The organism is Rhodophyticola sp. SM2404 (genome assembly GCF_053570515.1).
Map to the genome: position 1 here is coordinate 224492 of NZ_JBSEDL010000005.1, position 25996 is coordinate 250487.

A 25996-nucleotide genomic window follows, 5' to 3' on the forward strand; every position below is an offset into this window, starting at 1 on the left:
GTAGCGGCGGTCTCAGATCCAGTCGAGATTAACGCGGGTGATCGGGTAGGCCTCTCCCATCCGCTCGCGCAGGGCGCGGAAACGGGGGCGAAGGTCTTTGAATTTATTCTCATGTGTTTCCGCCACGGTGAGGCGGATTTTCTCGAAAAGTTGTTGCTCTTCCATGGCTTCGAGAAGGTCCAGCTCGGCCCCTTCGATATCTATCTTAACAAAGGCGATCTCGCCATGCTCGGCCAGAAGGGTGTTCAGAAAAGCAGGGAAATCCATCAAGCGCACGTCGATGGCATGGCCCTTATCCTCGTCAATCATACGGCCACCATCCAGAACGGTGGATTTGACAGAAGCCCCTTTGGGGTTTTCGTCAAAATTCACCGCGCGCATCAATTGGATCGAACCCTCGCTCGTGCCAAGGGCTGCGGCATGGATGGTGACATTGGGCGTATCCGCAAAGCGTTTTTGCAAGGTCTCGATGCAATAGGGATCAGGATCAAATGCATGCACATGCGCGCCAGAGGCGGCAAGCTGCGCGGTCACATCGCCCACATTCGCCCCGCAATCACAAACCACATCACCAGGTTTGAGCATTGACACGATGCCGGACAGCAGGCCATCGGCATGGGATTTGCGCAAATTGCGGCGCGTGCGGCGGCGGAACTTGTCGAAATCAGCCTGCAATTGTTCAAGATCGGACGCAGGTTCGGACATTATCCTTCCTCCTCCTGCGCGGGGCATCCTTCGGGCAATGGATCGCCTGCAAAGGCCGCCTCACCGCAAGGGTTGATCTGCTGCCATGCATAGCCACGCCCCTCGCCATCAATCACCACAACACGGTCGATGCCGTATTGGATGTTTTCCTCGCCCATAAAGGCCAAAGCCGTGCCAGCCTCCAGCGCTTCACCGATAGCCTCGGCATCAAAGCAGGAGAACCAGCCCGGTGCGATCAACGGGGTTGGCGCGGGGTGGCTCTGGAAGGTTTCGGTCAGGGTGGGCAACCTGATCGGCGTTGTGAAACACGCGCGGTAGCGGATCGGCGAGGAGAAGGAATCGAGCCCGTCAAAGCCTTCGATCAACAAAGGCTCGGCCAGCCCCTCATAGGTTGTCAGCTTGATGATGGCGGCCTCACTTGCTGCATCCACAGGCGCGTAATAGGCGCGGGTCTGTGTGTACCACATGCCCGCCCCCGCAAGGGCGGCTGATAGAACAAGCGCTGCGACCACGAATTGACCCTTTCTCATGCGGCATCCGTTGCGGACCAGCCGCCCGCCTCTGTCTGCACAAAGGCATCTGCGCAAAGCTTGGCCAAGGCGCGTACGCGCCCGATATAGCCCTGCCGCTCGGTGACCGAGATCACCCCGCGCGCATCCAGCAAGTTGAACAGATGGCTGGCCTTGATACATTGGTCATAGGCTGGGTGCGCCATCACGATACGCTTGCCAGTCTTGGGGTCGTCATAGGCTTCTTGTAGGATGCGGGCGCACTCGGCCTCGGCCTCCTCGAACTGCTTGAACAGAACATCGGTATTGGCCACGTCGAAATTCCACCGCGAATATTCCTGCTCGGTCTGGCGGAAGACATCACCATAGCTCAGCGCAATCGGTGCATCCGGTGCGTTGAAAGGCATCTCCATTACATGGTCCACGCCAAGCACATACATCGCCAGCCGCTCAAGCCCATAGGTCAACTCACCCGAGACGGGGCGGCAATCATGCCCGCCGACCTGCTGGAAATAGGTAAACTGGCTCACCTCCATCCCGTCGCACCAGACCTCCCAACCAAGGCCCCATGCGCCAAGGGTCGGGCTTTCCCAATCATCCTCGACAAAGCGGATATCATGCAGCTCCATATCGATGCCGATCGCCTCGAGGCTGCCCAGATAGAGCGCCTGCAGATCGGGCGGGCTGGGTTTGATCAACACCTGATACTGGTAGTAATGCTGCAAACGGTTCGGGTTTTCGCCATAGCGGCCATCCGTGGGGCGGCGCGAGGGCTGCACATAGGCCGCAGCCCATGGCTTGGAGCCGAGCGAGCGCAGCGTCGTGGCGGGGTGAAAGGTGCCCGCCCCCACTTCCATGTCATAGGGTTGCATGATCGCGCAGCCTTGATCGGCCCAGTAATTCTGGAGCCGCAGGATAATCTCCTGAAAGCATTTGGGTGCCGTGGTATCAGCCATGATTGTAAATCCTGCTCTGCGCAAACCTGTGCCGCCTCAATACGGCCCACCCCCGCAGGGGTCAATTGGCGCAGGGGGCAATTTTGTGATGCAAAACCTGAACGCTCTGTTAACTTACGTGCCTAACCACTGGGGGCTTGCTGGGGCAAGCTGACGATACGGGAAAAATATAAATATGAAGTTTTGGGTTGCGCAGGTTTGTCTTGCGGTCGGGATTGTATTCATTTGCCACACAACATGGGTTGGTCAAGCACAGGCACAAGATCAGGTTTGGGTCCAGATTGAGGCCCATCCCGATCTGGCCACAGCCGAGTCGCGCGTGCGCGCTTATGCGCAGCTTGTCGATGACGTGAACGGGTTTCGCCAGCCAGCGGGCTGGTATGCCGTGGCGCTTGGCCCCTTTGACCGCGCAACTGCAAATGCGCGTCTGCGCGATTTGCGCGCGCAAGGCCTGATCCCGCGCGATTCCTATATCGAGACAGGCGATGTCTATCGCCAGCAATTCTGGCCCGTTGGCGCGAATGCCCTAGAAGCCGCCCCTGCCGAGCAGATCGAAACCACCCCCCTGACCGAGGCCCCTGAAGCCCCTGAAACCGCTACAGAGGAGCCAAGCGAGCTGGTCGAAGAGACCGAAGCCCCCCAAGCCGAGGTCCCAACCCTTGTGGTGATCGAGGAAACCCCCGCCGAGGCGCGCCGCTCGGAAGGACTGCTGACCCGCGAGGAACGCGAGGGCCTGCAAATCGCGATGCAATGGTTCGGCTTTTACACCGCAGCCATCGATGGCGCATTCGGCAATGGCACCCGCCGCGCCATGGGCGCTTGGCAAACCGCACAAGGCTATGACGCCAGCGGCATCCTGACCACGCGCCAACGCGCCGAATTGCTGGGGCAATATCAGGCCGAGCTTGCAGCGCTTGGCATGCAGCGGGTCACAGATACCCTTGCAGGGATCGAGATCGACCTGCCCTTGGCGATGCTCGAGTTTGCACGTTACGAATTTCCCTTTGCACAATTCGACAGCCTCACTGACAGCGGCGTGCGGGTTTTGCTGATCAGCCAGCCTGGCGATAGCAATACATTGGCAGGGCTCTACGAGATCATGCAATCGCTCGAGATTGTCCCATCCGAGGGTGAGCGCGAGCGCAACAATGAGCGGTTCTTGCTGACGGGCGCATCGGCGCAGCTGCGCTCGCACACGATTGCGCGGCTTGAAGACGGGCAGATCAAAGGCTTCAGCCTGATCTGGACGCCCGAGCGCGATGCCCAGATGGAACGTGTCCTGCCGATGATGGAGCAAAGCTTCAGCCCGATTGCGGGCGTGCTTGATCCAAGCGTGGCCGACCCATCGACGGCGCAAGGCATCAATCTTCTTGCAGGTCTCGAGATGCGCACAGCCGAGATTTCCCGCTCGGGCTTTTATGTCAGCGAAGATGGCGCGGTGATGACGAGCACCCAAGCGCTGGACGGTCAATGCAGCCGCATCATGATCGATGATCTCTATGAGGCCGATATCGCCTATCGCAATGATGACCTGGGGCTGGCCGTCCTGCGCCCACAAACCCGTCTGGCCCCTGTCAATTTTGCCGCTTTTGCAACCCTGCCCGCCCGCATCCGCGGTGATATCGCGGTGGCGGGTTTCCCCTTTGGCGGGCAATTGGGCACGGCCTCGCTGACCTATGGCGAGATTGCTGATCTGGCGGGGCTGGATGGCGATACCGATATCCAGCGCCTCAGCGTCGAGGCGCGCGAGACCGAAGTGGGCGGCCCCGTTTTTGATCCGACAGGGGCGGTGCTTGGAATGGTTCTGCCAAGCGAGGTTGAAGGCCGCAGCCTGCCCCAAGGGGTCACCTTCGCATTGCGGGGCGATATTTTGGCGGGCATCCTGAACGAAGCAGGCATCGCGCCTGTCGCAGCCCCGCAAGACCGCGCCTTGGGCCAAGAAGCCTTGGCGCGTCTGGGGGCGGATATGACGGTGCTTGTCAGCTGCTGGAACTAACGGGCTAATCCCGCGCATCAAACGAAAAACACCTGCGGTTCACGGAACAGGCCGCAGGTGTTTTCTTTGAACACGCTTGATCGGAATGGATATCTGAAACAGCCTCAAGCCGCGCTTAAAGCTGTGGCAGGACAGGCCTAGGCCATGCATGGCGTGCAAATAATCACCCCATATCCTTTTTGATCCTAGCCCTTTCCCTTGCAGGCATCTGGAATATGTTGCACCACGGACCCGACATAAAACTCTCGAGGCGCAGATGACAAACGGCACGATGGCAAGCGACGCAAAACCTACTGAAGAAATCTCGGTCCGCGAGGTTTTCGGGATCGACACCGATATGAAGGTAAAGGGCTTTGCCGAGGCCACCGACCGCGTGCCCGAGATCGACAGCACCTATAAATTCGACCCCGACACCACCCGCGCGATCCTTGCAGGCTTTAGCCATAACCGCCGTGTGATGATCCAAGGTTATCACGGAACGGGCAAATCGACCCATATCGAACAGGTCGCTGCCCGCCTGAACTGGCCTGCTGTTCGCGTGAACCTCGACAGCCACATCAGCCGGATCGACCTGATCGGCAAAGACGCGATCAAATTGCGCGATGGCAAGCAGGTTACCGAATTCCACGAAGGCATCCTGCCTTGGGCGCTGCGCAATCCAGTGGCGATTGTTTTTGATGAATATGATGCGGGCCGCGCGGATGTGATGTTCGTAATCCAGCGCGTGCTGGAGCATGACGGCAAACTGACTTTGCTGGACCAAAACCAGATCATCACGCCGAACCCCTATTTCCGCCTCTTTGCCACGGCCAATACAGTCGGGCTTGGGGATACAACGGGCCTCTATCACGGTGTGCAGCAGATCAACCAAGCGCAGATGGACCGTTGGAGCCTTGTCGCCACGCTGAACTATCTCAGCCATGACGCCGAAGCCGCGATCGTTCTGGGCAAAAACCCGCATTTCAACACCGAAGCGGGCCGTAAGCAGATCGGCCAGATGGTCACCGTGGCCGAGCTGACCCGCACCGCCTTTATGAATGGCGAATTGTCGACGGTTATGTCGCCCCGTACCGTCATCACTTGGGCCCAGAACGCCGAGATTTTCCGCGATGTTGGTTATGCCTTCCGCCTGTCTTTCCTCAATAAATGCGATGAGTTGGAGCGCCAGACCGTGGCCGAGTTCTACCAGCGCTGCTTTGACGAGGAATTGCCAGAAAGTGCCGCCAGCATGAGCATCGGCTGAGCCAAACAGCCATAAATGACACAGCTAAAACCGCTCCTTGGGGGGCGGTTTTTTTATGTGGCATGCTGGAAGCAATACATCGTTAAGCATAAAGTTTTTATACTGCACACTTTACAAACGTGTTTTCGGGCCGTTTGCTTGAATTATGGGCAGTGTAAAAACAATTTTACTGGTTTTGTTTCTAGGGCTTTTCGCCCCTGTCAGCCTTGCTCAGGCCAATACGGCCAATGATCCGATCCATCAATTTGCGACCTGTGCAGGGCGGCTTTCGGCCGAGATGGAGCATCAATGGCTGCTCTCCGATCCAGACGCGCGCCGCACCGAGGCCATCCGCGAGAGCATGCTGGATGTTTTGGCAAGCCTGACCCAAGCCGAGCAGGGTCGTAGGGTGCTGCAATGGCGCATTGAGGCCAAGACCGCCCATGCCGCATTGCTCAGCCGCGCCACCTTCCGCAGCGATGAATGGGCCAGTGATATGGCACATCGTTTGATACGGCATTGCTCCAGCCTGATCGTCCTGCCGCCAGAGGCGCTAGAAACCGACGATCAAAGCTGACCAAACCGCGCTGTTTTTCGTTTCTGACCTTGCCAGTCGGGGTGTGTTGAACCACATTCCCCCCTATGCAGAAGCCCTCAGACAACCCCGCTGATCCGTTCAAAAAAGCGCTGGCAGATGCCACGCGCGTTTTGGCAGATGATCGAGACCTTTCCGTCACCTATTCGGTGGATCCTCCGGGGACCTCGAATGACGCGGTGCGCCTGCCCCAGATCAGCCGCCGCATGAGCCGCGAAGAGGTGCTGATGGCGCGCGGCACGGCCGATGCCTATGCGCTGCGCCACCGCCATCATGATGCGAAGGTGCATTCAAAATATGACCCTGCAGGCCCCATGGCCCGCGATCTGATGGAGGCGATGGAAACCGCCCGCTGCGAAGCCATCGGCGCGCGCGAAATGCCTGGAACGGCTGGCAATATCGACGCCAAGATCGGATCTGAAGCACGGCGCAAGGGCTATGGCGATATTCGGGATCGTGCGGATGCGCCGCTCTCGACGGCGGCGGGATATCTGATCCGCCATCTCGCCACAGGCCGCGACCTGCCGCCTGAGGCCCAAAACGTCATGGAGTTGTGGCGCGGCTTTATCGAAGAGCGCTGCGGCGAGACCTTGGATAATCTCGATGAGACCCTCGCGGATCAAGCCAGCTTTGCGAAATTTGCCCGCAAGCTGATTGATGATCTGGGCTATGGCGACCAGCTTGGCGATGACCCCGATGAGATGGATAATGACAGCGAGGATGAGGGCGCCTCGGAGGAACAGGAACAACCCGATTCCACCGGCGACGGGGATGAGGATGACGAGCAGGAAAACGAGGCCGCGCCCGAGCGCAGCCAAGAGGAGCAACAAGACGAATCCCAAGCCCAAGTCCAGATGGATGACACGGGCGAGATGGAGGAATCCGAGGAACAGGAATTGCCCGAAGGCGAGGCCCCGACCGAGCCGCCCGCCCCTGCCCCCCATTCCGATGCCGACCCGAATTATACCGTCTTCACCACCGAATATGACGAAGAAATCACCGCCGAAGAACTGGCCGAGCCGCAAGAGCTTGAGCGCCTGCGCGCCTATCTTGATCAGCAATTGGAGCCGCTCAAAGGGGCCGTGAGCCGCTTGGCCAACAAGCTGCAACGCCGCCTTCAAGCACAACAAAACCGCTCATGGGAGTTCGATCTGGAAGAAGGCACGCTGGATGCGGGACGCCTTGCACGGATCGTGGCCAGCCCCACCACGCCTTTGTCTTTCAAGCGCGAAAAAGACACCGAATTCCGCGACACGGTCGTGACGATCTTGCTGGATAATTCAGGCTCGATGCGGGGCCGCCCGATCTCGATCGCGGCGATCTGTGCCGATGTTCTGGCCCGCACCCTAGAGCGCTGTGATGTGAAGGTCGAGATTTTGGGCTTCACCACCCGCGCTTGGAAAGGTGGCCGCGCGCGTGAGGAATGGCTGGCCAATGGCCGCAGCCAGCAACCCGGACGTCTGAATGATCTGCGCCATATCATCTATAAATCCGCCGATGCCCCATGGCGGCGGGTGCGCGATAATCTGGGCCTGATGATGAAAGAGGGGCTGCTGAAAGAAAATATCGACGGTGAGGCCTTGGAATGGGCGCATCGCCGGATGGCCAACCGCCCCGAGGCGCGCAAGATCCTGATGGTGATCTCGGATGGCGCGCCTGTGGACGATTCCACCCTGTCTGTGAACCCTGCGAATTTCCTTGAAAAGCACCTGCGCGATGTCATCGCTATGGTCGAGAAACGCCGCGCCGTGGAATTGCTGGCCATCGGCATCGGCCATGACGTGACGCGCTATTACGAGCGTGCGGTCACCATCACCGATGCCGAGCAATTGGCGGGTGCTATCACCGAGCAATTGGCCGCCCTTTTCGACACGGACCCAAGGGCGCGGGCGCGTTTCATGGGTATCCGGAAAGCCAGCTGACACGCCGCGCATGACCGATACCAGCCCCACCCGTTTCCAAAGCTTCACCAGCGCGGCCCGCCCCGAAAACGGGCCACCACGGCTGGAAAGCTTGCGGGCAAGACTTGCTGCGCAAGGGCTGGCGGGGTTTTTGGTGCCGCGCGCCGATGCCCATCAAGGCGAATATGTCGCCCCGCGCGATGAACGGCTGTCATGGCTGACGGGCTTTACAGGCTCGGCAGGCTTTGCCGCTATTCTGCCCGATATCGCAGGCGTGTTCATCGATGGCCGCTACCGCGTGCAGGTCAAATCCGAGGTGGATTTAAGCGCCTATACCCCTGTGCCTTGGCCCGAAACAAAACTTGAGGATTGGCTGATCGCGCATTTGCCCCAAGGCGGCGCAATAGGCTTTGACCCTTGGTTGCATAGCAGCGCCGAGATCGAGCGCTTGGAAAAGGCCCTGACACCAGCCCAGATCAGCTTGGTCCCGACCGACAACCAGATCGACGCGATCTGGCCCGACCAGCCGCCGCGCCCCGCAGGACAGGCAGAGGCTTATCCGGTTGAGTATGCGGGCACGCGTTCGGTCGATAAACGCGAAAATATTGGCGCGCTTTTGACCGAGAAGGGCCAATCCGCCGCCGTGCTGACCTTGCCTGACAGCATTTGCTGGCTCCTCAATATCCGTGGCCATGATCTGGCGCATTTGCCCGTGGTCCAAACCTTTGCGATTATCGCCGCAGACGGGCATGTGACGCTTTTTTCCGATCCTGAAAAGTTCGTCCCCCTCGGCCCTGATCCCGATATCACGATCAAGGCTTGGGACGCGTTTGAGGAAAGCCTTCAGGCGCTGACAGGCCCCGTGCAGATCGACCCTGCAACCGCGCCCCATCAGGTCCGTTTGACCCTAGAGGCCGCAGGCATCGAGATCGTCAAAAGCGTTGATCCTTGTATTTTCCCGAAAGCCCGTAAAACCACCGCAGAGGTCAAAGCCACCGCCCAAGCGCATCTGCGTGACGGGGCCGCAATGTCCAAATTCCTGCATTGGTTTGATGAGCAAGCCCCCAAAGGCGGGCTGACCGAGATTGACTGCGTGCGCGCGCTTGAAGGGTTTCGCGCAGAGACAGGCGCGCTGCTTGATATCAGCTTTGACACGATTGCGGGCGCAGGCGCCAATGGCGCGATTGTGCATTACCGCGTCACCGAAGACACCAATGCGCCGCTGAAAGAGGGCGAGTTGTTCCTGATCGATAGCGGCGCGCAGTATCAGGACGGCACGACCGACATCACCCGCACCCTGCCCGTGGGCCAAGTGGGGTTGGAGGAGAAAACCGCCTTCACCCAAGTTCTGCGCGGGATGATTGGCGTCCATATGGCGCGCTTTCCAAAAGGGATTTCGGGGCGTGATATCGACGCTTTGGCGCGCGCGCCGCTTTGGGCTGCTGGCCGCGATTTTGATCATGGCACGGGGCATGGTGTGGGGGTTTATCTCAGCGTGCATGAAGGCCCACAGCGGATCAGCCGCGTCTCGAGTGTGCCGCTTGAGGTGGGAATGATCCTGTCCAATGAGCCGGGATATTACCGTGAGGGGGCGTTTGGCATCCGGATCGAGAACCTGATTGTGGTGCGCGAGGCCCCCGCCTTGGCGGGTGGCGATGATCGGGCGATGCTGTGCTTTGACACGCTGAGCTACGCCCCGATTGACCGCCGCCTGATCCTGCCTGAATTGCTTACGGCGGCCGAGCGGGACTGGCTGGACGCCTATCATCGTGATGTGGCCGATAAAATCGGACCGCAGCTTGAGGGTGCCGTGAAAGATTGGCTGATCGCGGCCACAGCTCCCGTTTGACACAAGAACGTAACGTTGGATGTGCATTTAGGCGCTGGAGTGCTAGAAGACCGGCAATGAGGAGGAATAATCATGGCTGATCACATCACAATTCGCAAAGCGTCAGGCACCTATGTGGTGCGGACCAGCGGTGCAATTGTTGCCGAAAGTGCGGCCGTGCTGGAATTGTCCGAGGGCGATTATGCGCCAGTGATTTATTTTCCGCGTGGCGATGTTGCGATGGCTGTTCTGGAGCAAACCGACCGCCAGACCCGTTGCCCCCATAAAGGACAAGCGACCTATTTTTCGCTGGTCACACCCGAGGGCACGATTGCCGATGCCGCTTGGAGCTATGAGGCACCGCTGGATGGCGTAGCCGAGATCAAAGGGCATTTGGCCTTTGATGGCGAGAAGGTCACGGTAGAGCAGATTTGACCCCTGCCCCGCAGCTGATTGATTTTGCTGATGCAAAACCAAAGCCTCCGGCGGTCGTATTTTTAGAAAGATGAAAGAGCTTTAGCTATGTTCCTCGGCCGCGGTGGCGGCGAGGGCGCGGTTATAGGCTTTGAGCGCATCTACATGGAAGAGAGCGCCTTCCAATGCGGGCGGCCCATCACCCGGTGCGAGCTGGACCACGGGTACATAATCAAGGCCGGTACGCTCGAAAATCGGCAGCGCGCGTTCAAGCGTTGCATTGGTATCGGTATAAATGCCTTGTTCGATCAGGGTGAGAAGATGCTCCTGCAGGGCCGTGTTTTCATGATCCATGGGGCGCATCACTTTGCCCACACGAAACATCGAGAGCAGATAGGCCTGTGGGCCCGCGGCCAGATGGATATTTCGCCGCTCAAGCTGGGTGAGAAAGAAGGAGCGATCCACCATGCGGCTTGCGATCGCGATGGAGGTCGAGACGGCCACCATCACCGCAAGGCCTGTTTGCCAATCCCCCGTTAATTCGAACACGATCAGGGTTGTCGAGATCGGCGCGCCCAAAACGGCGGCTGCAACCGCGCCCATGCCTGCCAATGCATAAAGCGTCTCGGAGCCCGAGACATTTGGAAAGACCCCTGTTGCGATCAACCCGAAGGCCAGCCCCGTCATCGCTCCAATCATCAGCGAGGGCGAAAAGACCCCACCGCCCATGCGACCGCCAACCGTGATAGCGACTGCCGCGACCTTGATCATGGTGAAGACTATCACCTCATGCAGCAGCAATTGGCCTGTTAATGCAGCCGTTGTCGTTTGATAGCCGACACCGATGATATGGGGGAACCAGATCGCGATCGCGCCGAGCAGGAGCCCTGCCACCGCAGGGCGCAACCAGCGCGGAAGGCCGCTGCGCTGCTGGAGATTTGTGCCAAGCGTCTCGGTCCAGAAGATCGAGCGCATGAAGGCCACCGCCACCAATCCGCACACCACGCCCAAAAGCAAAAAGGCAGGCAATTCCACGTAGAATTGCAACGCGCTATCGGAGCCGAGGCTGTATTCCGTCATCTCGCCAAAGGCCAAACGGTTGATCACGGTGCCCGCAGCCGAAGCGATGACAATTGGCGCGAAGGCGTGAACGGCGAAATGGCGCAGCACGACCTCAAGCGCGAAAAGCGCGCCCGCGATCGGGGCATTGAAGGAGGCCGAGACCGCCGCCGCAACCGCGCAGCCCAGAAGATCGCGCCCTGTAATCCCGTCTGCCTTGATCCAATAGGACACTTTGGAGGAGATCACGGCCGCCAGATGCACCACAGGGCCTTCACGGCCAGTTGAGCCGCCCGAGCCAAGCGTGATCATGGAGGCCAGTGCCGAGGCGAGCCCCGCTTTATGTTCAACCCGACCATTATTGAGGGCCGCGCCCTCAATCACATCCGAGACCGATCTGACACGGCCATCAGGGGTGAAGCGGTGCAGGATCAGCCCCACGACCAGCCCGCCAATCATCGGGATCACAAGGATCAGATACCATGGCAGCCCTTCGGCAAAGCTGTGCAGCATCCGCACATCATCCACGCCATAAAGCCAGCTTTGAAGGGCATTGACGCCTTTGCGGAAAAACAGGGCCGCGAAACCCGCCGCGATCCCGATCACAAGCGCAATCAGCCAGAACTGGAACTGGCTTGGGCCTTTATCGCGAAGGATCTGCCAGCCAGATTTCAGCGCCGCAGCGATCTCTTGGGTCCAGATACGCATTTGCGTGTTATTCTCGTCTGCCACTCGTCCAACCTGCTGCGGGCTTGTTTTGATTTTTGCGGGCATGATGCGGGCACCCCGCGCCCCGCTGCATAACCATGTCTCATGGGGCATATTTTTCGAGGCCAGATCAACCGTCAAAACCCCGAAATCAGCGGCTTTCCGGGTGCAATGGTGCAAAAACCTTATTGCGGGTGCAACAATGCGCGGGCGGCGTCTCGGGCGGCATCGGTGATCGTATCGCCTGCCAGCATACGCGCGACCTCATCAACACGTTCGGCTGCATCCAAAGCTGTCACGCGACTTGTTGTGACCCCGTCCGACACATCCTTGGCCACGCGCCAGTGATGCGCCCCCAAGGCCGCGACCTGCGGGGAATGGGTGACGACCAGAACCTGTTCTCCATCAGCCAGAGCGGCCAAGCGCCGCCCCACCGCATCCGCCGTTGCCCCGCCGACACCGCGGTCGATCTCGTCAAAAATCATGGTCAGGCCCGCGGCCTCTTTGGTCAGGCAAACCTTGAGGGCCAGCAAAAAGCGGGAGAGTTCCCCGCCCGAGGCGATCTTGTTCAAGGCACCCGCAGGCGCGCCTGGATTGGTGGCCACGGTGAAGGTGACGGTATCAATCCCGTCAGCACCAGCCGCCGCTTGCGTGATCTCCGTCACAAAGCGCGCGCGCTCCATTTTGAGGGGGGCAAGCTCTTCGCTCATCGCCGCATCAAGGGCTTTGGCCGCAGCCGAGCGCGCGGCAGACAAGGCCTGCGCGGCTGTCTGATAGGCGGTATCGGCCGTGTTGAGCGCAAGCTGTAAAGCATCAAGCTGCCCTGCCCCGCCATCCAGCGCCTCAAGGCGGGCGCGCAGGTCATTGGCGAAACCGCCCAGATCATCGGCCAGAACATCATGTTTGCGCGCCAGCGCGCGAATGGCAAAAAGGCGTTCTTCGGTTTCTTCCAACTCATGCGGGTTGAAGGAGAGGCTATCGGCGAAACGCTCAACCTGTGATTGCGCGCCTGTCAACTCGACCATTGCGCGCTCAATCGCGGCCAGAGCCTCGTCCAACCCGCCTTCGGCCTTATCCGTGAGGCCTTCGATCCAGCGGGTGGCATTGCCCATGGCACCCTCGGCCCCCTCCAGCCCGAGCGAGGCCACCACGCGGGCGACATCTTCGCGCATACGCTCGGCGCTTTGCATCAGGCGGCGGCGGGCATCCAGCTCGGCCTCTTCGCCTTGTTGCGGATCAAGGCGGTCCAACTCGGCCACGGCATGGCGCAGGAAATCCTCTTCCTCCTTCATGCTGGCCAAGGCGGCTTCGGCCTTTTCGAGGGCGCGTCGCGCCTCGGATCGGGCGCGCCACAGGCTGCCCAGTTCCGCGCGTTGCGGGGCGAGGCCTGCGAAATCATCCAGCATGAGGCGGTGGTTTTTCGGATCAAGAAGGCCTTTGTCATCTTGCTGGCCATGCAACTCGACCAATGTCTCGGACAGCGCGCGCAGCACCTCGCCGCTGGCGCGTCGGTCATTGATCCAAGAGGTCTTGCGACCTTCGGGCGTATTCACGCGCCGCAGGATCAATTCTTCCGCTTGCGGGAAACCCGCCTCGCTCAGGATGGCATGCGCGGGATGATCCTTGGCCAGATCAAAAACCGCCACAACCTCGCCCTGCGCAGCGCCTGCGCGCACCAGATCGGCGCGCCCACGCCACCCCAGCACAAAGCCAAGCGAGTCCAGCAAAATCGATTTGCCCGCGCCTGTTTCACCCGTCAGCACATTGAGACCCGGTTGGAACTCAAGCTCCAAACGGTCGATCAAAAGCATGTCGCGGATATCGAGATGGCGCAGCATCTATTCCTGATCCAATGAAAGCGACCAAAGCCGTCTTGTCAGAGCCAGTCACCCACAACCGTCTGGCGCCAGATATCGCGCAGCCAGCTTTCGCCTGTTGCGTCAGGTGCCAGATTTTGACCGGTCAATTGGTTGAAGGCGTCATCATAGAAGGGCGAGGACTGGAAGTTATAGCCAAGGATCGCGCCAGCGGTCTGCGCCTCCTCGACCAAGCCGAGCGACAGATAGGCCTCGACCAGACGCAAAAGCGCCTCGGGCGTATGGGTCGTGGTTTGGAATTCCTCCACAACAACGCGGAAACGGCTGATCGCGGCGGAGTAATGTTCGCGGCGCAGATAAAAGCGTCCGATCTCCATTTCCTTGCCCGCGAGATGGTCAAAGGCGAGATCAAACTTCAGCGCGGCGCTATCGGCATATTCGCTATCGGGATAGAATTCGATCACGGTCCGCAAGGCCTGCAAAGCTTGGAAGGTGATGCCCTGATCGCGGCCGACCTGATCGATCTGGTCATAATAGCTGAGCGCCAGAAGATATTGTGCATAGGCCGCATCTTCATCGGCTGGATAGAAATCGATAAAGCGCTGCGCGGCACTGCGGGCGGCCTCATAATCACGATCTGCATGATAGCTGAAGGCTGCCATGATCAGCGAACGCTTCGCCCATTCCGAATAGGGATAGAGACGCTCAACCTCATTAAAGAGCCGCGCGGCTTCTTCTGGGTCGTCATTGCGCTCAAGCTCGAACTCGGCAAGCTGGTAGATATCTTCGGGGCCAAGCTGTTCCAGCGGGGTGGTGTTTTCGCGCGGGCCAAACAGGCCACGGCGCGGCTCGCCATCATTGCGCGCACCGCATGCTGACACCAATGTCACAAGGCTGAGGACGACCCCGATCTTGAGTCCCGCTTTCAACTTATCTTGCCTGCTTGCCATGCCTACCAACCCATATGCGTAGCTTCCGAGCTTAGCCGCCCGATTTCCCTTGCATTGGTCCTAGCACATTAATTTCGAGGGTAAAACGTGTGAATAGCGTTAGGCGACATGTGCGAGATCGGCATGGTTCACGCCCATGCCGGGAAGGCGCGCGGCCATCTCGGGCGAACACTCAACCATGCGAAACGCACCGGGCGTGTTGAACAAGGCGCGCAGCAACTGATTGCTGAGCATATGGCCCGCACGCATGCCTTCGTAATGGCCAATGATCGGCGCGCCCGCGAGCGACAGATCACCCAAAGCATCCAACATTTTATGGCGCACAGCCTCATCCTCATGGCGGAAACCGCCAGGGCTGAGAACTGTTTCACCATCAACGACAACAGCGTTTTCATAGCTGCCACCAAGAGCCAGCCCCGCTTTCTGCATCGCCTCAACATCGGATTGGCGACAGAAGGTGCGGCTGTCGCATAACTCGCGAACAAAACGGCCATTGGCCAGATCGGTAAAGCGGGTCTGTGTGCCGATAGCGTCATCCTCGAAATCAATCGAGAAGCGCATCGTCAGACCTTCGGCCGGCGACAGGCTGGCCGTGGCATAGCCATCCGAGACCTCAACCTTTTCCAAAACCTCAATCGCGTAGATCGGAGTGCCTTGGCGCTGGATACCTTTGGCAATCATCGCACGCACGAATTGCGCGGAGGAGCCATCAAGGATTGGAACTTCGGGGCCATCAAGCTCGATCAAGGCGTTATGCACGCCGATCCCAGCCAAGGCCGCCATGATATGTTCGATCGTCGAGACGCCAACACCATCGGCGTTTTCGATCTGGGTGCAAAGACGGCTTTCGGGCACGGCATCATAGCGCGCAGCGATCAGCGGATCACGATCCGTGATATCCAAGCGGCGGAACCAGATGCCGTAATTCGCTGGCGCGGGCTGAACCACCATACGCACGGGGCGACCGGAATGAAGACCGATGCCCGAGAAGGTGGTCGCTGATCGAAGTGTCGCCTGCAAAAAAGTCACCAGTCTTTTGTTTCCCTAGACACCCAGAAACCGCCATAGCAAGCAGATTAAAGGGATGTAATGCTGATACAAATTTCACAGGGAAGCCACAATTCAAGCTTTATGACTCGTTGCAACAAAGGCCGAAACCATAGGCGGAACTTTGCCAATCACGCTTGCGCGGAAATCTAACACCCTGTTATTCAAAAGAAAAAGGGCTGACACAAGGCCAGCCCTCTTCTTAACCATTTGTTAAATTTAATTTGCCTGACGACGCAGGAAGGCTGGGATTTCGATGCGTTCCTGATCGGGATCGACTTCGGTTTCCTCTGGTGCGGGACGGGTTGCCATTGTGGGCTGGCGACGCTCTACAGGGGCGGCATGTCCATCGGAATGGCCCGCCATGCGGTTGATCAGGGAGTTGATCCCGAAGCGCGGCTTCTCTGCAGCAGGCTCAGGCTGTGGCGCTGGTGCATGGGACGCGGCGGGCGCATCCTTGTGAATTGCGGCCTTCAAACGCTCCAGCGCCTGCGGCGAAGGTGTGCCTGCAGGATTTGGCTTTGGCGCTACATATTCCTCTGATCCCGCCTGCTCAACAGGTTCGGCGATCTCGCGTGGCTGATAGGCGGGTGGAGGAACATCGCCACCGGCTGTCTCAACTGGGAAATGCGGTGCGGGGGCCGCCTCGGTCTCTGCCGCGTCCAGTTCGCCAAAGAGCGATGGCTCCTCGACAACAGGCTCGCTTGCTTCCTGAGCGGCAAAGCTCGGGGTTTCCACAGGCGCCGCGGCGGCGGCGGCTTCGGCCACAACTGGCGCTTCAGGGCGCATACGGCGCAGTGGCGCAGGGATATCCTGAGCGGCTTCGCTGACATCGATACCCGTGGCCACAACGCTCACGCGCATTTTGCCTTCCATATCGGTATCCAGCGTGGAGCCCACGATGATATTGGCCTCTGGGTCAACTTCTTCGCGGATGCGGTTTGCTGCCTCGTCCAGTTCGAACAGGGTCAGGTCATAGCCACCAGTGATATTGATCAGAACACCACGTGCGCCTTTGAGGCTGATTTCATCCAGAAGCGGGTTCGCAATGGCTTTCTCGGCGGCTTGTACCGCGCGGGTTTCACCATCGGCCTCGCCCGTGCCCATCATCGCCTTGCCCATCTCGTTCATCACAGCGCGAACATCGGCAAAGTCGAGATTGATCAGACCGGGGCGAACCATCAGATCCGTCACACCTTTAACACCTTGATAGAGAACATCATCCGCCATGGCGAAGGCTTCGGTGAAGGTCGTTTTCTCATTGGCCAGACGGAACAGGTTCTGGTTTGGAATGATGATGAGCGTATCGACAACCTTCTGAAGCTGCTCGATCCCCTCTTCGGCCTGACGCATCCGCTTGGCGCCTTCGAACTGGAACGGCTTGGTCACGACACCAACGGTCAGCACACCCAATTCACGCGCAGCCTGCGCGATGATCGGGGCTGCGCCCGTACCTGTGCCGCCGCCCATGCCAGCGGTAATGAAACACATATGCGAGCCTGCGAGGTGATCTACGATATCCTCGATGCTTTCTTCGGCAGCGCTTGCGCCAACGGAGGGGCGTGCCCCTGCGCCAAGGCCTTCGGTTACGCGGGCACCCATCTGGATGCGCGAGCTGGACTTGGCGTGCTGCAAAGCCTGCGCGTCGGTATTGGCTACAACGAATTCACAGCCATCAAGGCTCTGTTCGATCATGTTATTGACGGCATTGCCGCCTGCGCCACCTACACCGAAAACGGTGATGCGTGGTTTCAGCTCGGTTTGAGCTTCGGGCATTGTAAGGTTGAGTGTCATAGCTCTGTCCGCCTGTTTGTCCTAGTTACGACCACGGTCTTGCTGCCGGTTGGCCAATTTATCTGCCTTTTGCAGAGATAGTAGAGCGTTAAACAGCTATCGTCACGCGAAAATTAGCAACAAAACGCAAAATATGGGGCGCGAGCCCTTGATTTCGGCAGGATTTCGCTGCCGCCGACTGCATCTAGCGGTTTAGCAAGGGGCGAACCCTTACCAATTGTCTTTGAACCACTTCACCGCGCGTTTGAGGGAGCGCGCCGGATAGCGGTCTGCTGGCATCTCGAAATCCCACCACTCATCCTGCGGATAGGCCGCGAATAGCGACAGCCCCACACAGGCCGAGAAGGCAGGCCCGCAAGCCGATTGAGGCAGGCCCTGAACCCGCAAGGGACGGCCCAAACGCACCTGATTACCCAAAATTTTGGACGCCAGACCATCAAGGCCAGGCAATTGACTGCCACCGCCTGTCAGCACGATGCGCTGGCTTGGCAAATGCTCGAACCCTGCCGCATCAAGCCGCGCGCGGACTTCTTCTAGAATTTCCTCAACACGTGGGCGCATGACGCCGATCAGTTCCGCGCGGCTCACGCGGCGACGGTCATGATGCCAATCGCCCGTATCCGCCTCCAGCTCGATCATCTCGCGATCATCCATGCCCGTGGCAACCACGCCGCCAAAACGGGTCTTGATCCGCTCGGCCGCGCCCATGGGGATTTGCAGGGCTTGCGAAATATCGCTGGTCACGTGATCGCCACCCATCCGAACGGTATCGGCAAAGATCATGTGCTTCTTGATGAACACCGAAATGCCCGTGGTGCCACCGCCCAGATCAACACAGGCCGCGCCCAGTTCTTGCTCATCCTCAACAAGGCTTGAGACACCCGCAACATAAGGCGAAGACGCCAGACCTGCCAATTCAAGATCACAGCGTTTGATACAATAGAGCAAAGCCTCAACCGCGTGCTGCTCGACCGACAAAAGATGCATATCAACCGATAGGTTATTGCCGATATGGCTGCGCGGGTCAGACAGGCCAGTACGGTGATCAAGGGCGAAATTCACAGGCTGCGCATGCAGCACTTCGCGCCCCTCCCCAAGATCTGGCACATCACAGGCCGCCAGAACGCGGGCCACATCATCCTCGGTCACGGTGCCTGTTTGCAAGCTGACCTCGCCCACCAAACCATAGGAGCGCGGACGCGCGCCTGCGATGCTGGCGATCACGTGATCCACGCGGGTATCGGCCATTTTTTGCGCTGCCTGCACCACTGTGCGGATCGCGCGTTCGGTTTCCTGCATCGTGTCGATTTCACCGAATTTCACGCCACGCGAACGGGTCGTTGCAGCTCCGATCACCCGAAAATTCGACTGCCCCGCCATTGCGCCAACACCCTCAGAAGCGCGAAACCCCTCGGGGTCATCAAAGCGCAGCACAAGACAGGCGATTTTGTGGCTACCAATATCGAGAATGGCGATAACGCCACGGCGCATGGCTTCTTGACGTTTTGCGCGCATCGCACGCTGCGACTGATACAGCATACTCATCCGTTTTGATCTCCATTTACGATCGCAGTGCCCCGCATACGGTGCAATTCGGTGATTGCATCGGGGGTCAGTTGAAGGGTTGGGCGCTCGGGGTGGCGCATATCAATCCGCAGAACATCGCGGTCGAGAACATCTTGCATGTCGTGCAGGGCCAGCACGCGGTCGAGGGTCCGGACGGGGTCTTCCTCAGGCAGCAGGATGCGCAAGCCATCGCTCATCACAACATCCCAACGCCGCTCGCCCATGCGCACAAGGCCTTGAAGCCGCTCGGAAATCGGCGCGGCTGCCGCGAAAAGGGCAAGCGCTTCCTCCACAGCCAGATCAGCCCCCTCGCCCGCCACCATCGGCATCGGCTCGTCAAAGCCGCGCTCGGTGATATCGGCGACGAATTCTCCCTCGCGGTCGAGCAACACAATCGCATCACGCCGCTGCCAGATCAGAAGCGGCACGCGCTCCTCGACCACAACCGACAGATAGCCACCCGATTGCACCCGCAGCTCAGAATGCAAGACGGCCGGGATTTCTTCGATCCGCTGCTTCATCTCGACAAGGTTCAGATCAAATGAGGAGACGGGGAAATCAATGGACAGAACGGTGCGAATATTCTCGGCCAGATCGGGGCTTGCACCCTCAATGCCCATGACATTCACCAGAAATTCAGGCCGCCCTTCGATCTCGCGCCGCATCTCGGCCAAGCTATCGCTCATGCTTTGGACCTGTTCCTCATCCGAGATGAACCAGCCAAGGGCCACAATGGCAAAAAACGCAGGCACACCCACGCGGACCAAGCGGCGGAAAAACGGCGTGAGCCAGAGGCGCTGGAACCGATAGGACCAGATCGAGGGCGCTGGATCATGTGGGTCTGGGCGCGTGGCGTTCAACGGTCGCATGAGGCATCCTCCACCAACCAGCGGCATAAGGCGCCAAAGCTGACGCCTGCGGCCTCGCCCTGCTCGGGCGAGAGCGAGGTTGGCGTCATACCAGGCTGGGTGTTCACTTCCAGAATGATCAAACCGTCAAGCCCGCGCGCCTCGTCCCAACGGAAATCCGTGCGGCTGACACCGCGGCAGCCAAGGGCGTCATGCGCCGTCACGGCCATGCGCATACAGGTCTCGAAAATCTCGGATGGGATATCGGCAGGGACAACATGGCGTGACCCGCCTTCCTTGTATTTCGCGTCATAATCATACCAGCCATCCGTCAGGATATCGGTCACCGTCAAAGCGCGGTCACCCATCACGGTGGTTGTCATCTCACGGCCCGGTGCGAAGGTTTCAACCATCACATGCTCTGGCATGTCATCGGACAGTTTGGGCGGCGTATTCGCCTCTTCACCCACCAGATAGACCCCGACCGAGGAGCCTTCATTATTCGGCTTCACAACATAAGGCGGGGCCATCACATGGCTGGCTTCCACCTCGGCCTTGGAGCAGATCACGCTATCGGCCACAGGAAGGCCCGCGCCGCGCAAGGCCAGTTTGGAGCGCTGCTTGTCCATCGCCAAAGCCGAGGCCAGCACGCCCGAATGCGTATAGGGAATGCGCATCCATTCAAGGATGCCTTGCACACAGCCATCTTCGCCCCAGCGGCCATGCAGCGCGTTGAACACAACATCAGGTTTGATCTGGGCAAGCTTTTCGGAAAGGTCGGGGCCTGCATCGACCTCAACCACCTCGAATCCTTCTCCCCTCAGCGCCTCGGCGCATTCGCGACCTGTGGACAGTGACACCTCGCGCTCGGCGGAGGGGCCACCCATCAGGACGACAACAAGGGGGGGAGTTCTGCTCGAACCTACCGCCACATCTGCCTCGTATACCGTCGGGCTGTTTTCGCCCGTTTCGGTGTTTATCTTTCGCCGATTGGTTTTTTGATCCGGCGTTTAATCGCCCGCAGGGTCACCCACGCGCATAATTTCCCATTGTAGCTCTATTCCGCTGTTTTGGAAAACCTTTTTTCGAACCTCTTCGCCCAATCTTTCGAGATCATCGGCGCTGGCACTGCCTGTATTGATCATGAAATTGGAATGCATCTCGCTCATCTGTGCGCCGCCGATCCGCGCGCCGCGCATGCCTGCGTCATCAATCACCTTCCACGCCTTCAATTCATGGCTGTCATCGGCCCTGCCCGTCGAGGAAAATCCGGCGGGGTTGCGGAAGGTCGAGCCTGCGCTGCGATCCTTGGTGGGTTGGGTCGCATCGCGCTTGGCAAGCTGGTCGGCCATGCGATCGGCCAAAGCCTGCGGGTCACCCGCCTCGGCCCTGAAACGCACCGATGTTATCACCGCGCCCTCGGGCAGATCGGTCTGACGATAGGCAAAACTGATATCCTCAGGCGCAAGCGTGATCGCCGTGCCATCGCGCAACACCGCCTCGGCCTGCACAAAATGATCGGCCACATAGGAGCCATAGCAGCCCGCATTCATCCGCAAAGCCCCCCCGATGGAGCCTGGAATGGTGCGCAAAAAGGTCAGATCAAGCCCTGCCTCGGCCGCGCGGCGTGCCACATGCGCATCCAGCGCCGCAGCCCCCGCCGTGACAAGCCCCGCCTGCGCATCACAGGTGATGGCATTAAACCCCCGCCCCAGACGGATCACGACAGCGCGCAAACCGCCATCACGCACAATCAGGTTGGAGCCGACGCCCATCGGAAACACAGGCGTTTGGGATGGCAGTGCGGCCAAAAACGCGGCCAGATCATCGTGATCGGCAGGCTGGAACAGATAATCCGCTGGCCCGCCAACGCGCAGCCAAGTCAGCTCCGACAAGGGGCGATCAGGCGTCAAAGCGCCACGAGGGGTGGGAAGATCACTCATGCCCTGCGTGATAAGACGGAAGAGGATACCGCGCAAGCCATTGGCCGCGCCTGCCCCAGCGCCATCGCCGAGTAACGGGTTGGCGAAAGATACCTTGCCATAGCCGAGCTTTATGCCCGCCAAATACATCTTCGATATGAAGAGCAGGTCACGGTCTGCAGATCGCAGGCGCAAGGGTTTTGACGCGCACGACCCGAGGGGAGGAAGCGCCACAGGCGCGCCCACCCCGTGGGGTCGGGTCGTGCGCGACAAAACCCGCTTGGCGGGTTTTGTGAGGGCTATTTAGAACCGCCTTTCCCTAGTAATACTTTAATAGTCCTTGGGGCAAAAAACGCCGCGCCTGCGGTGGCCGCAACGACGGGCGTGGGGAAACCAAGACCCAAAAGCACAGCAGAACAACCGCCCGTTAAGGCGAAGTTCCATGACGTATCAACTATATCTTCTACGTTTTGTCGCGGCCAAGCCATGTACTGGTTGGCAAAAACGCGCCCCAATGACAAAATCTTTTCTGCATCCTTATCACCGACAGCACCCTCGGGAACAGCATCGCGAAGGCGCTCTATCGCGCGATAGATCACTGAAAGCGTTTTGATTTGCTGGACACAAATTTCTTGATGCTCATCAGAGGTAAAATTGATCTTCTGCAAGCGATCTATTTCCAACGAGATCATACCAAGCACGGCATCAAAGGTCGCGGGCAACTCGGAACGAGTTGCGCTAATGGCCTGCTTGACTGCCCCTATTTCAGACGTCGTTGAAGAAGGTCGATTTTGCAGAGCACGGTCAATGATTTCATCAGGGGTCAGGTCTGGGGAGCCTTGATCGGCACCAATCGTGCTAAACTCCTCCACCACCCCTGCAATCCGATCCAGAACCTCTGTATCTGTCCCCGTCCAAAAGGCTTTGTCCTTCTTGGCCAAGGCGATGAGCAAGGGCATATTTTGCGGTCGGGCATGAAGGGTGTTTTCGTAGAGGTCCTTGAAAACCTGCCATGCGGGGTGGCGCTCGAAAAGCGGTTCGGCACTGGTCCAAACCTCGGCAAGCGGGTCTGCGGCATCAGGCCAGAGAGGTAACTTCGTTAGGTCCTCGCCCTGCTCTGAGGCGAAGGCGTCGGCGGCGAAGGCACCGGCGGCGTCGGCGGAGGCGTCGGCGGAGGCGGCGGCGGAGGCGGCGGCGGAGGCGGCGGCGTCGGCGGAGGCGGAGGCGGCGGAGAAGGCGGCGGCGGAGGCGGAGGCGGCGGAGAAGGCGGCGGCGGAGGCGTCGGCGAAGGCGGAGACGGAGGCGAAGGCACGGGCGGCGAAGGCGGCGGCGGAGGCGGAGGCTCCAAGCCCAAGTTTTTTAAACGCGGTGCGGTCCTCATGAGACACCGCGTTTAAAAGACTATCCCGAAAAACGGGTAAGGCTGCAAAATCATCTTGTTGTGACCGCGCACAATATTGGGCCCAAACAGGCAAAATCCGCATCGCCGCGCGATGCGCGATCTGCGGGGCAACCTGCAAAACCTGATCCTCAGGCAGGCCGTTCAGCCATGCCTCTAGATCATCCGTCGATCTAATTTCTTCCGCCTTCATACACGCCTACCCGAACACACCCTATGTGCCCAGATTAGGGAATACCGCCGCGAGGGGAAGCCCCCTATTTCTGCAACCTTGCAGGTAAGCCATTGGCCCAAGCCGAGATCGTGCCCGCGCCAAGGCAGACCACGATATCGCCCGCGCGGGCCTGTTCGCGCACGAGGCGTTCCAGATCATCCTCGGAATTGACCACCCGCGCATGGCGGTGGCCGTGGCGGATCAGCCCTGTGACCAGATCTTCATGGCTGGCCCCTGCAATCGGCTCCTCGCCTGCGGCGAAGACCTCGGAAATCCCCACCACATCGGCATCATTGAAGCAGGAGCAGAACTCCTCGAACAGGCTGGCCAGACGGGTATAGCGATGCGGTTGATGCACCGCGATCACGCGGCCCTCGCTGGCTTGGCGCGCCGCTTTCAGCACCGCCGCGATCTCGACGGGGTGGTGGCCGTAATCATCAATGATCGTAACGCCATCCACTTCACCCACTTTGGTGAAACGGCGGTTCACACCTTTGAAATTCTCCAGCGCGTCACGGATTTCAGCGCCCTTCATCCCCAGATGCCGTGACACCGCAACCGCCGCCAAAGCATTGGAGACATTGTGATCACCGGGCATGGGCAGGGTGCAGCCCTCGATCACCTGCCCCTCGGCCTGAAGCGCGATATCGAAATGCGCGATCCCGCCCTTATAGGTCAGGTTGACAGCGCGCACATCGGCCTGCGCATTGAACCCATAGGTGACCACGCGGCGATCGGTGATCTTGCCCACAAGGCTTTGCACCTCAGGGTGATCGGTGCAGCACACGGCCAGCCCGTAGAAGGGGATATTGGAGACGAAATCAAGGAAGCCCTTGCGCAGGTTTTCGATGCTGCCCCAATGCTCCATATGCTCGGGGTCGATATTGGTGACCACGGCAATCGTGGCAGGCAGACGGTTGAAGGTGCCATCGGATTCATCGGCCTCGACCACCATCCAATCGCCCTGCCCGACCCGCGCATTGGAGCCATAGGCATGAATGATCCCGCCATTGATCACAGTTGGGTCAACCCCGCCCGCATCCAGCAAGGTCGCCACCATCGTGGTGGTCGTGGTTTTGCCATGCGTGCCCGCAATCGCCACATTGGAGCGCAGGCGCATCAACTCGGCCAGCATCTCGGCGCGGCGCACAATCGGCAGGCCTTTCAGGCGGGCTGCATCAAATTCGGGATTGCCCGGCTTGATCGCAGAGGAGATCACAACAACCTCGGCCCCTTCCAGATTTTCAGCATTCTGCCCGATAAACACCTTCGCCCCGAGCGCTTCCAGACGTTCCGTGATCTTGGACGCTTTGAGGTCCGAGCCCTGCACCGCATAGCCATGGTTGAGCAGCACTTCGGCAATGCCCGACATGCCGATGCCCCCGATCCCCGAAAAATGGATTGCGCCCAATTGGGTCGGGAGTTTTGTGACTGCAGCGCTCATGGGCGGCCTTTCTCGGACAGGGTTTCAACAAGGGCGACAAGCCGCTCGGTCGCATCGATCATGCCTTGGGCAAGGGCTGCCTGCGCCATGTGATTGGCCGCGTCGGGCTGCGATAAAACAGCCTCGATGGCTTGTGCAAGGCTCTGTGCGTTCAATTGCGATTCAGGGATCAAAATGGCCGCCTCAGCATCCACCAAGCCGCGCGCATTGGCGGTTTGATGATCAGCCGTGGCAGCCGCAAAAGGGATCAGGATCGCAGGCCGCCCGATCACCGAGATATCAGCAACCGAGGATGCGCCTGCACGGCTGATCACCAATTGCGCCTCCGAAAGGCGGCGGGGAATATCGCGGAAGAACGGCTCGATTTCGGCGGTGACGCCCATGGCCAGATAGCTTTGGGTCACATGCTCGATATCCTCAGGGCGGGCTTGCTGCGCGACGCGAAGGCGCGCGCGCAATTCCTCGGGCAAAAGGGCAATTGCGGGCGGCACACTTTCACCAAGAATACGCGCGCCCTGACTGCCGCCAATCGCCACCAGCGACATCGGCCAATCCCCGGGCGGGGTGTAGGGGGCGCCCGCGCGCTCCATCACCGAGCCGCGCACGGGATTGCCCGTATGGATGCCCTCAATTCCATCGGGCAAAACCGTGGGCCATGTTCCGCAGGCAATCGCATCAACGCGCTTGGCAAAGAGCTTGTTCACACGTCCCAAAACGCCGTTTTGTTCATGCAACATCCGAGGGCGGCGCGTGATCCAAGCGGCCGCCACAGACGGGATCGACGGGTATCCGCCAAAGCCCACAACCATATCGGGCTTTTCACGAAGCATGCGGAAACTGGCCGCAACAATGCCGCCCAAGACGCGGAAAGGCACCAACAGCTTCGCCACAATCCCGCCCCGCGCAAATGTCGCCGAGGCTACTTTGCGAACCTCGACCACATGCGGGAACCCCCCCGCATAACGCGCACCGCGGGCATCAGTTGACAACGTCACCTTCCAGCCTTTGCGTAACATCGCCTCGGCCAAGGCTTGGGCGGGGAACATATGCCCGCCTGTCCCGCCTGCCGCGATGATCAAATGGCGTTGCCGCTCGGCCATGG

21 protein-coding genes are annotated in these 25996 nt (G+C 59.5%); 6 read left to right on the forward strand and 15 right to left on the reverse strand.

Annotated features, from left to right (window positions below; translation table 11 throughout):
* Positions 1–12: 12 nt before the first annotated feature.
* From ACTYEO_RS09860 to ACTYEO_RS09870, 3 genes are read right to left on the reverse strand one after another with little or no spacing between them, the layout of a single operon-like run.
* Complete coding sequence (locus ACTYEO_RS09860) at positions 13–705, reverse strand: FkbM family methyltransferase (protein ID WP_449323571.1); 693 nt, start codon at positions 703–705, stop codon at positions 13–15.
* Complete coding sequence (locus ACTYEO_RS09865; RefSeq protein ID WP_449323572.1) at positions 705–1235, reverse strand: DUF6446 family protein; 531 nt, start codon at positions 1233–1235, stop codon at positions 705–707. Before ACTYEO_RS09865 ends, ACTYEO_RS09860 begins: the two co-directional genes overlap by 1 nt.
* Positions 1232–2170 carry a glycine--tRNA ligase subunit alpha gene (locus tag ACTYEO_RS09870; RefSeq protein ID WP_449323573.1) on the reverse strand — a complete coding sequence of 313 codons (939 nt, stop codon included), beginning with the start codon at positions 2168–2170 and terminating at the stop codon, positions 1232–1234. The genes ACTYEO_RS09865 and ACTYEO_RS09870 overlap by 4 nt, the downstream gene beginning before the upstream one ends.
* A gap of 175 nt (positions 2171–2345) precedes the next feature.
* On the opposite strand from ACTYEO_RS09870, the gene ACTYEO_RS09875 reads away from it, so the two are divergent.
* The 6 genes from ACTYEO_RS09875 (at position 2346) to ACTYEO_RS09900 (ending at position 10147) form a co-directional block, all read left to right on the forward strand.
* Complete coding sequence (locus ACTYEO_RS09875; RefSeq protein WP_449323574.1) at positions 2346–4166, forward strand: trypsin-like peptidase domain-containing protein; 1821 nt, start codon at positions 2346–2348, stop codon at positions 4164–4166.
* Positions 4167–4422: 256 nt separating this feature from the next.
* The gene (cobS, locus tag ACTYEO_RS09880; RefSeq protein ID WP_449323575.1) at positions 4423–5409 is read left to right on the forward strand and encodes a cobaltochelatase subunit CobS; all 987 of its coding nucleotides are present in this window, start codon (positions 4423–4425) and stop codon (positions 5407–5409) included.
* A 145-nt stretch (positions 5410–5554) separates the two neighbouring features.
* The gene (locus tag ACTYEO_RS09885) at positions 5555–5965 is read left to right on the forward strand and encodes a hypothetical protein (RefSeq protein ID WP_449323576.1); all 411 of its coding nucleotides are present in this window, start codon (positions 5555–5557) and stop codon (positions 5963–5965) included.
* A gap of 65 nt (positions 5966–6030) precedes the next feature.
* Complete coding sequence (gene cobT, locus ACTYEO_RS09890) at positions 6031–7905, forward strand: cobaltochelatase subunit CobT (RefSeq protein WP_449323577.1); 1875 nt, start codon at positions 6031–6033, stop codon at positions 7903–7905.
* Positions 7906–7915: 10 nt separating this feature from the next.
* On the forward strand, positions 7916–9733 hold the full coding sequence (locus tag ACTYEO_RS09895; RefSeq protein WP_449323578.1) for an aminopeptidase P family protein: 1818 nt from the start codon (positions 7916–7918) through the stop codon (positions 9731–9733).
* Between the two features lie 72 nt (positions 9734–9805).
* Positions 9806–10147, forward strand: a complete 342-nt coding sequence (locus tag ACTYEO_RS09900; protein WP_449323579.1) for a DUF427 domain-containing protein — start codon at positions 9806–9808, stop codon at positions 10145–10147.
* An 81-nt stretch (positions 10148–10228) separates the two neighbouring features.
* Here the strand turns inward: ACTYEO_RS09900 and ACTYEO_RS09905 are convergent, their stop codons facing one another.
* The 12 genes from ACTYEO_RS09905 to ACTYEO_RS09960 form a co-directional block, all read right to left on the reverse strand.
* Entirely contained in the window at positions 10229–11893 is a 1665-nt protein-coding gene (locus ACTYEO_RS09905; RefSeq protein ID WP_449323580.1) for a chloride channel protein, read from the reverse strand.
* 185 nt (positions 11894–12078) lie between these two features.
* Positions 12079–13731 carry a DNA repair protein RecN gene (recN, locus tag ACTYEO_RS09910; RefSeq protein WP_449323581.1) on the reverse strand — a complete coding sequence of 551 codons (1653 nt, stop codon included), beginning with the start codon at positions 13729–13731 and terminating at the stop codon, positions 12079–12081.
* 38 nt (positions 13732–13769) lie between these two features.
* Complete coding sequence (locus ACTYEO_RS09915; RefSeq protein ID WP_449323582.1) at positions 13770–14660, reverse strand: outer membrane protein assembly factor BamD; 891 nt, start codon at positions 14658–14660, stop codon at positions 13770–13772.
* Between the two features lie 99 nt (positions 14661–14759).
* Positions 14760–15680: a UDP-3-O-acyl-N-acetylglucosamine deacetylase gene (lpxC, locus tag ACTYEO_RS09920; protein ID WP_449323583.1), complete on the reverse strand. Its 921-nt coding sequence runs from the start codon at positions 15678–15680 to the stop codon at positions 14760–14762.
* A 246-nt stretch (positions 15681–15926) separates the two neighbouring features.
* Positions 15927–17501, reverse strand: coding sequence for a cell division protein FtsZ (ftsZ, locus tag ACTYEO_RS09925; RefSeq protein WP_449323584.1), 1575 nt, complete (start codon positions 17499–17501; stop codon positions 15927–15929).
* 210 nt (positions 17502–17711) lie between these two features.
* Positions 17712–19046: a cell division protein FtsA gene (ftsA, locus tag ACTYEO_RS09930; RefSeq protein WP_449323585.1), complete on the reverse strand. Its 1335-nt coding sequence runs from the start codon at positions 19044–19046 to the stop codon at positions 17712–17714.
* On the reverse strand, positions 19043–19936 hold the full coding sequence (locus tag ACTYEO_RS09935; protein WP_449323586.1) for a cell division protein FtsQ/DivIB: 894 nt from the start codon (positions 19934–19936) through the stop codon (positions 19043–19045). The genes ftsA and ACTYEO_RS09935 overlap by 4 nt, the downstream gene beginning before the upstream one ends.
* The gene (locus ACTYEO_RS09940) at positions 19924–20802 is read right to left on the reverse strand and encodes a D-alanine--D-alanine ligase (protein ID WP_449323587.1); all 879 of its coding nucleotides are present in this window, start codon (positions 20800–20802) and stop codon (positions 19924–19926) included. Before ACTYEO_RS09940 ends, ACTYEO_RS09935 begins: the two co-directional genes overlap by 13 nt.
* A gap of 123 nt (positions 20803–20925) precedes the next feature.
* Positions 20926–21858, reverse strand: coding sequence for a UDP-N-acetylmuramate dehydrogenase (gene murB / locus ACTYEO_RS09945; RefSeq protein ID WP_449323649.1), 933 nt, complete (start codon positions 21856–21858; stop codon positions 20926–20928).
* Between the two features lie 278 nt (positions 21859–22136).
* Positions 22137–23429, reverse strand: coding sequence for a hypothetical protein (locus tag ACTYEO_RS09950; RefSeq protein WP_449323588.1), 1293 nt, complete (start codon positions 23427–23429; stop codon positions 22137–22139).
* A gap of 64 nt (positions 23430–23493) precedes the next feature.
* A complete protein-coding gene (gene murC / locus ACTYEO_RS09955; RefSeq protein ID WP_449323589.1) occupies positions 23494–24894 on the reverse strand; it encodes a UDP-N-acetylmuramate--L-alanine ligase in 1401 nt (466 codons plus the stop codon).
* Positions 24891–25994, reverse strand: coding sequence for a UDP-N-acetylglucosamine--N-acetylmuramyl-(pentapeptide) pyrophosphoryl-undecaprenol N-acetylglucosamine transferase (locus ACTYEO_RS09960; protein WP_449323590.1), 1104 nt, complete (start codon positions 25992–25994; stop codon positions 24891–24893). The genes murC and ACTYEO_RS09960 overlap by 4 nt, the downstream gene beginning before the upstream one ends.
* Between the last annotated feature and the right edge of the window lie 2 nt (positions 25995–25996).

What these genes read in the sequence shown, in the direction of transcription:
- ACTYEO_RS09860 (WP_449323571.1), bottom strand. Translation starts at nt 705, where the DNA reads ATGTCCGAACCTGCGTCCGATCTTGAACAATTGCAGGCTGATTTCGAC.
- ACTYEO_RS09865 (WP_449323572.1), bottom strand. Translation starts at nt 1,235, where the DNA reads ATGAGAAAGGGTCAATTCGTGGTCGCAGCGCTTGTTCTATCAGCCGCC.
- ACTYEO_RS09870 (WP_449323573.1), bottom strand. Translation starts at nt 2,170, where the DNA reads ATGGCTGATACCACGGCACCCAAATGCTTTCAGGAGATTATCCTGCGG.
- ACTYEO_RS09875 (WP_449323574.1), top strand. Translation starts at nt 2,346, where the DNA reads ATGAAGTTTTGGGTTGCGCAGGTTTGTCTTGCGGTCGGGATTGTATTC.
- cobS (WP_449323575.1), top strand. Translation starts at nt 4,423, where the DNA reads ATGACAAACGGCACGATGGCAAGCGACGCAAAACCTACTGAAGAAATC.
- ACTYEO_RS09885 (WP_449323576.1), top strand. Translation starts at nt 5,555, where the DNA reads ATGGGCAGTGTAAAAACAATTTTACTGGTTTTGTTTCTAGGGCTTTTC.
- cobT (WP_449323577.1), top strand. Translation starts at nt 6,031, where the DNA reads ATGCAGAAGCCCTCAGACAACCCCGCTGATCCGTTCAAAAAAGCGCTG.
- ACTYEO_RS09895 (WP_449323578.1), top strand. Translation starts at nt 7,916, where the DNA reads ATGACCGATACCAGCCCCACCCGTTTCCAAAGCTTCACCAGCGCGGCC.
- ACTYEO_RS09900 (WP_449323579.1), top strand. Translation starts at nt 9,806, where the DNA reads ATGGCTGATCACATCACAATTCGCAAAGCGTCAGGCACCTATGTGGTG.
- ACTYEO_RS09905 (WP_449323580.1), bottom strand. Translation starts at nt 11,893, where the DNA reads ATGCGTATCTGGACCCAAGAGATCGCTGCGGCGCTGAAATCTGGCTGG.
- recN (WP_449323581.1), bottom strand. Translation starts at nt 13,731, where the DNA reads ATGCTGCGCCATCTCGATATCCGCGACATGCTTTTGATCGACCGTTTG.
- ACTYEO_RS09915 (WP_449323582.1), bottom strand. Translation starts at nt 14,660, where the DNA reads ATGGCAAGCAGGCAAGATAAGTTGAAAGCGGGACTCAAGATCGGGGTC.
- ftsZ (WP_449323584.1), bottom strand. Translation starts at nt 17,501, where the DNA reads ATGACACTCAACCTTACAATGCCCGAAGCTCAAACCGAGCTGAAACCA.
- ftsA (WP_449323585.1), bottom strand. Translation starts at nt 19,046, where the DNA reads ATGAGTATGCTGTATCAGTCGCAGCGTGCGATGCGCGCAAAACGTCAA.
- ACTYEO_RS09935 (WP_449323586.1), bottom strand. Translation starts at nt 19,936, where the DNA reads ATGCGACCGTTGAACGCCACGCGCCCAGACCCACATGATCCAGCGCCC.
- ACTYEO_RS09940 (WP_449323587.1), bottom strand. Translation starts at nt 20,802, where the DNA reads ATGGGTGGCCCCTCCGCCGAGCGCGAGGTGTCACTGTCCACAGGTCGC.
- murB (WP_449323649.1), bottom strand. Translation starts at nt 21,858, where the DNA reads ATGAGTGATCTTCCCACCCCTCGTGGCGCTTTGACGCCTGATCGCCCC.
- ACTYEO_RS09950 (WP_449323588.1), bottom strand. Translation starts at nt 23,429, where the DNA reads ATGAAGGCGGAAGAAATTAGATCGACGGATGATCTAGAGGCATGGCTG.
- murC (WP_449323589.1), bottom strand. Translation starts at nt 24,894, where the DNA reads ATGAGCGCTGCAGTCACAAAACTCCCGACCCAATTGGGCGCAATCCAT.
- ACTYEO_RS09960 (WP_449323590.1), bottom strand. Translation starts at nt 25,994, where the DNA reads ATGGCCGAGCGGCAACGCCATTTGATCATCGCGGCAGGCGGGACAGGC.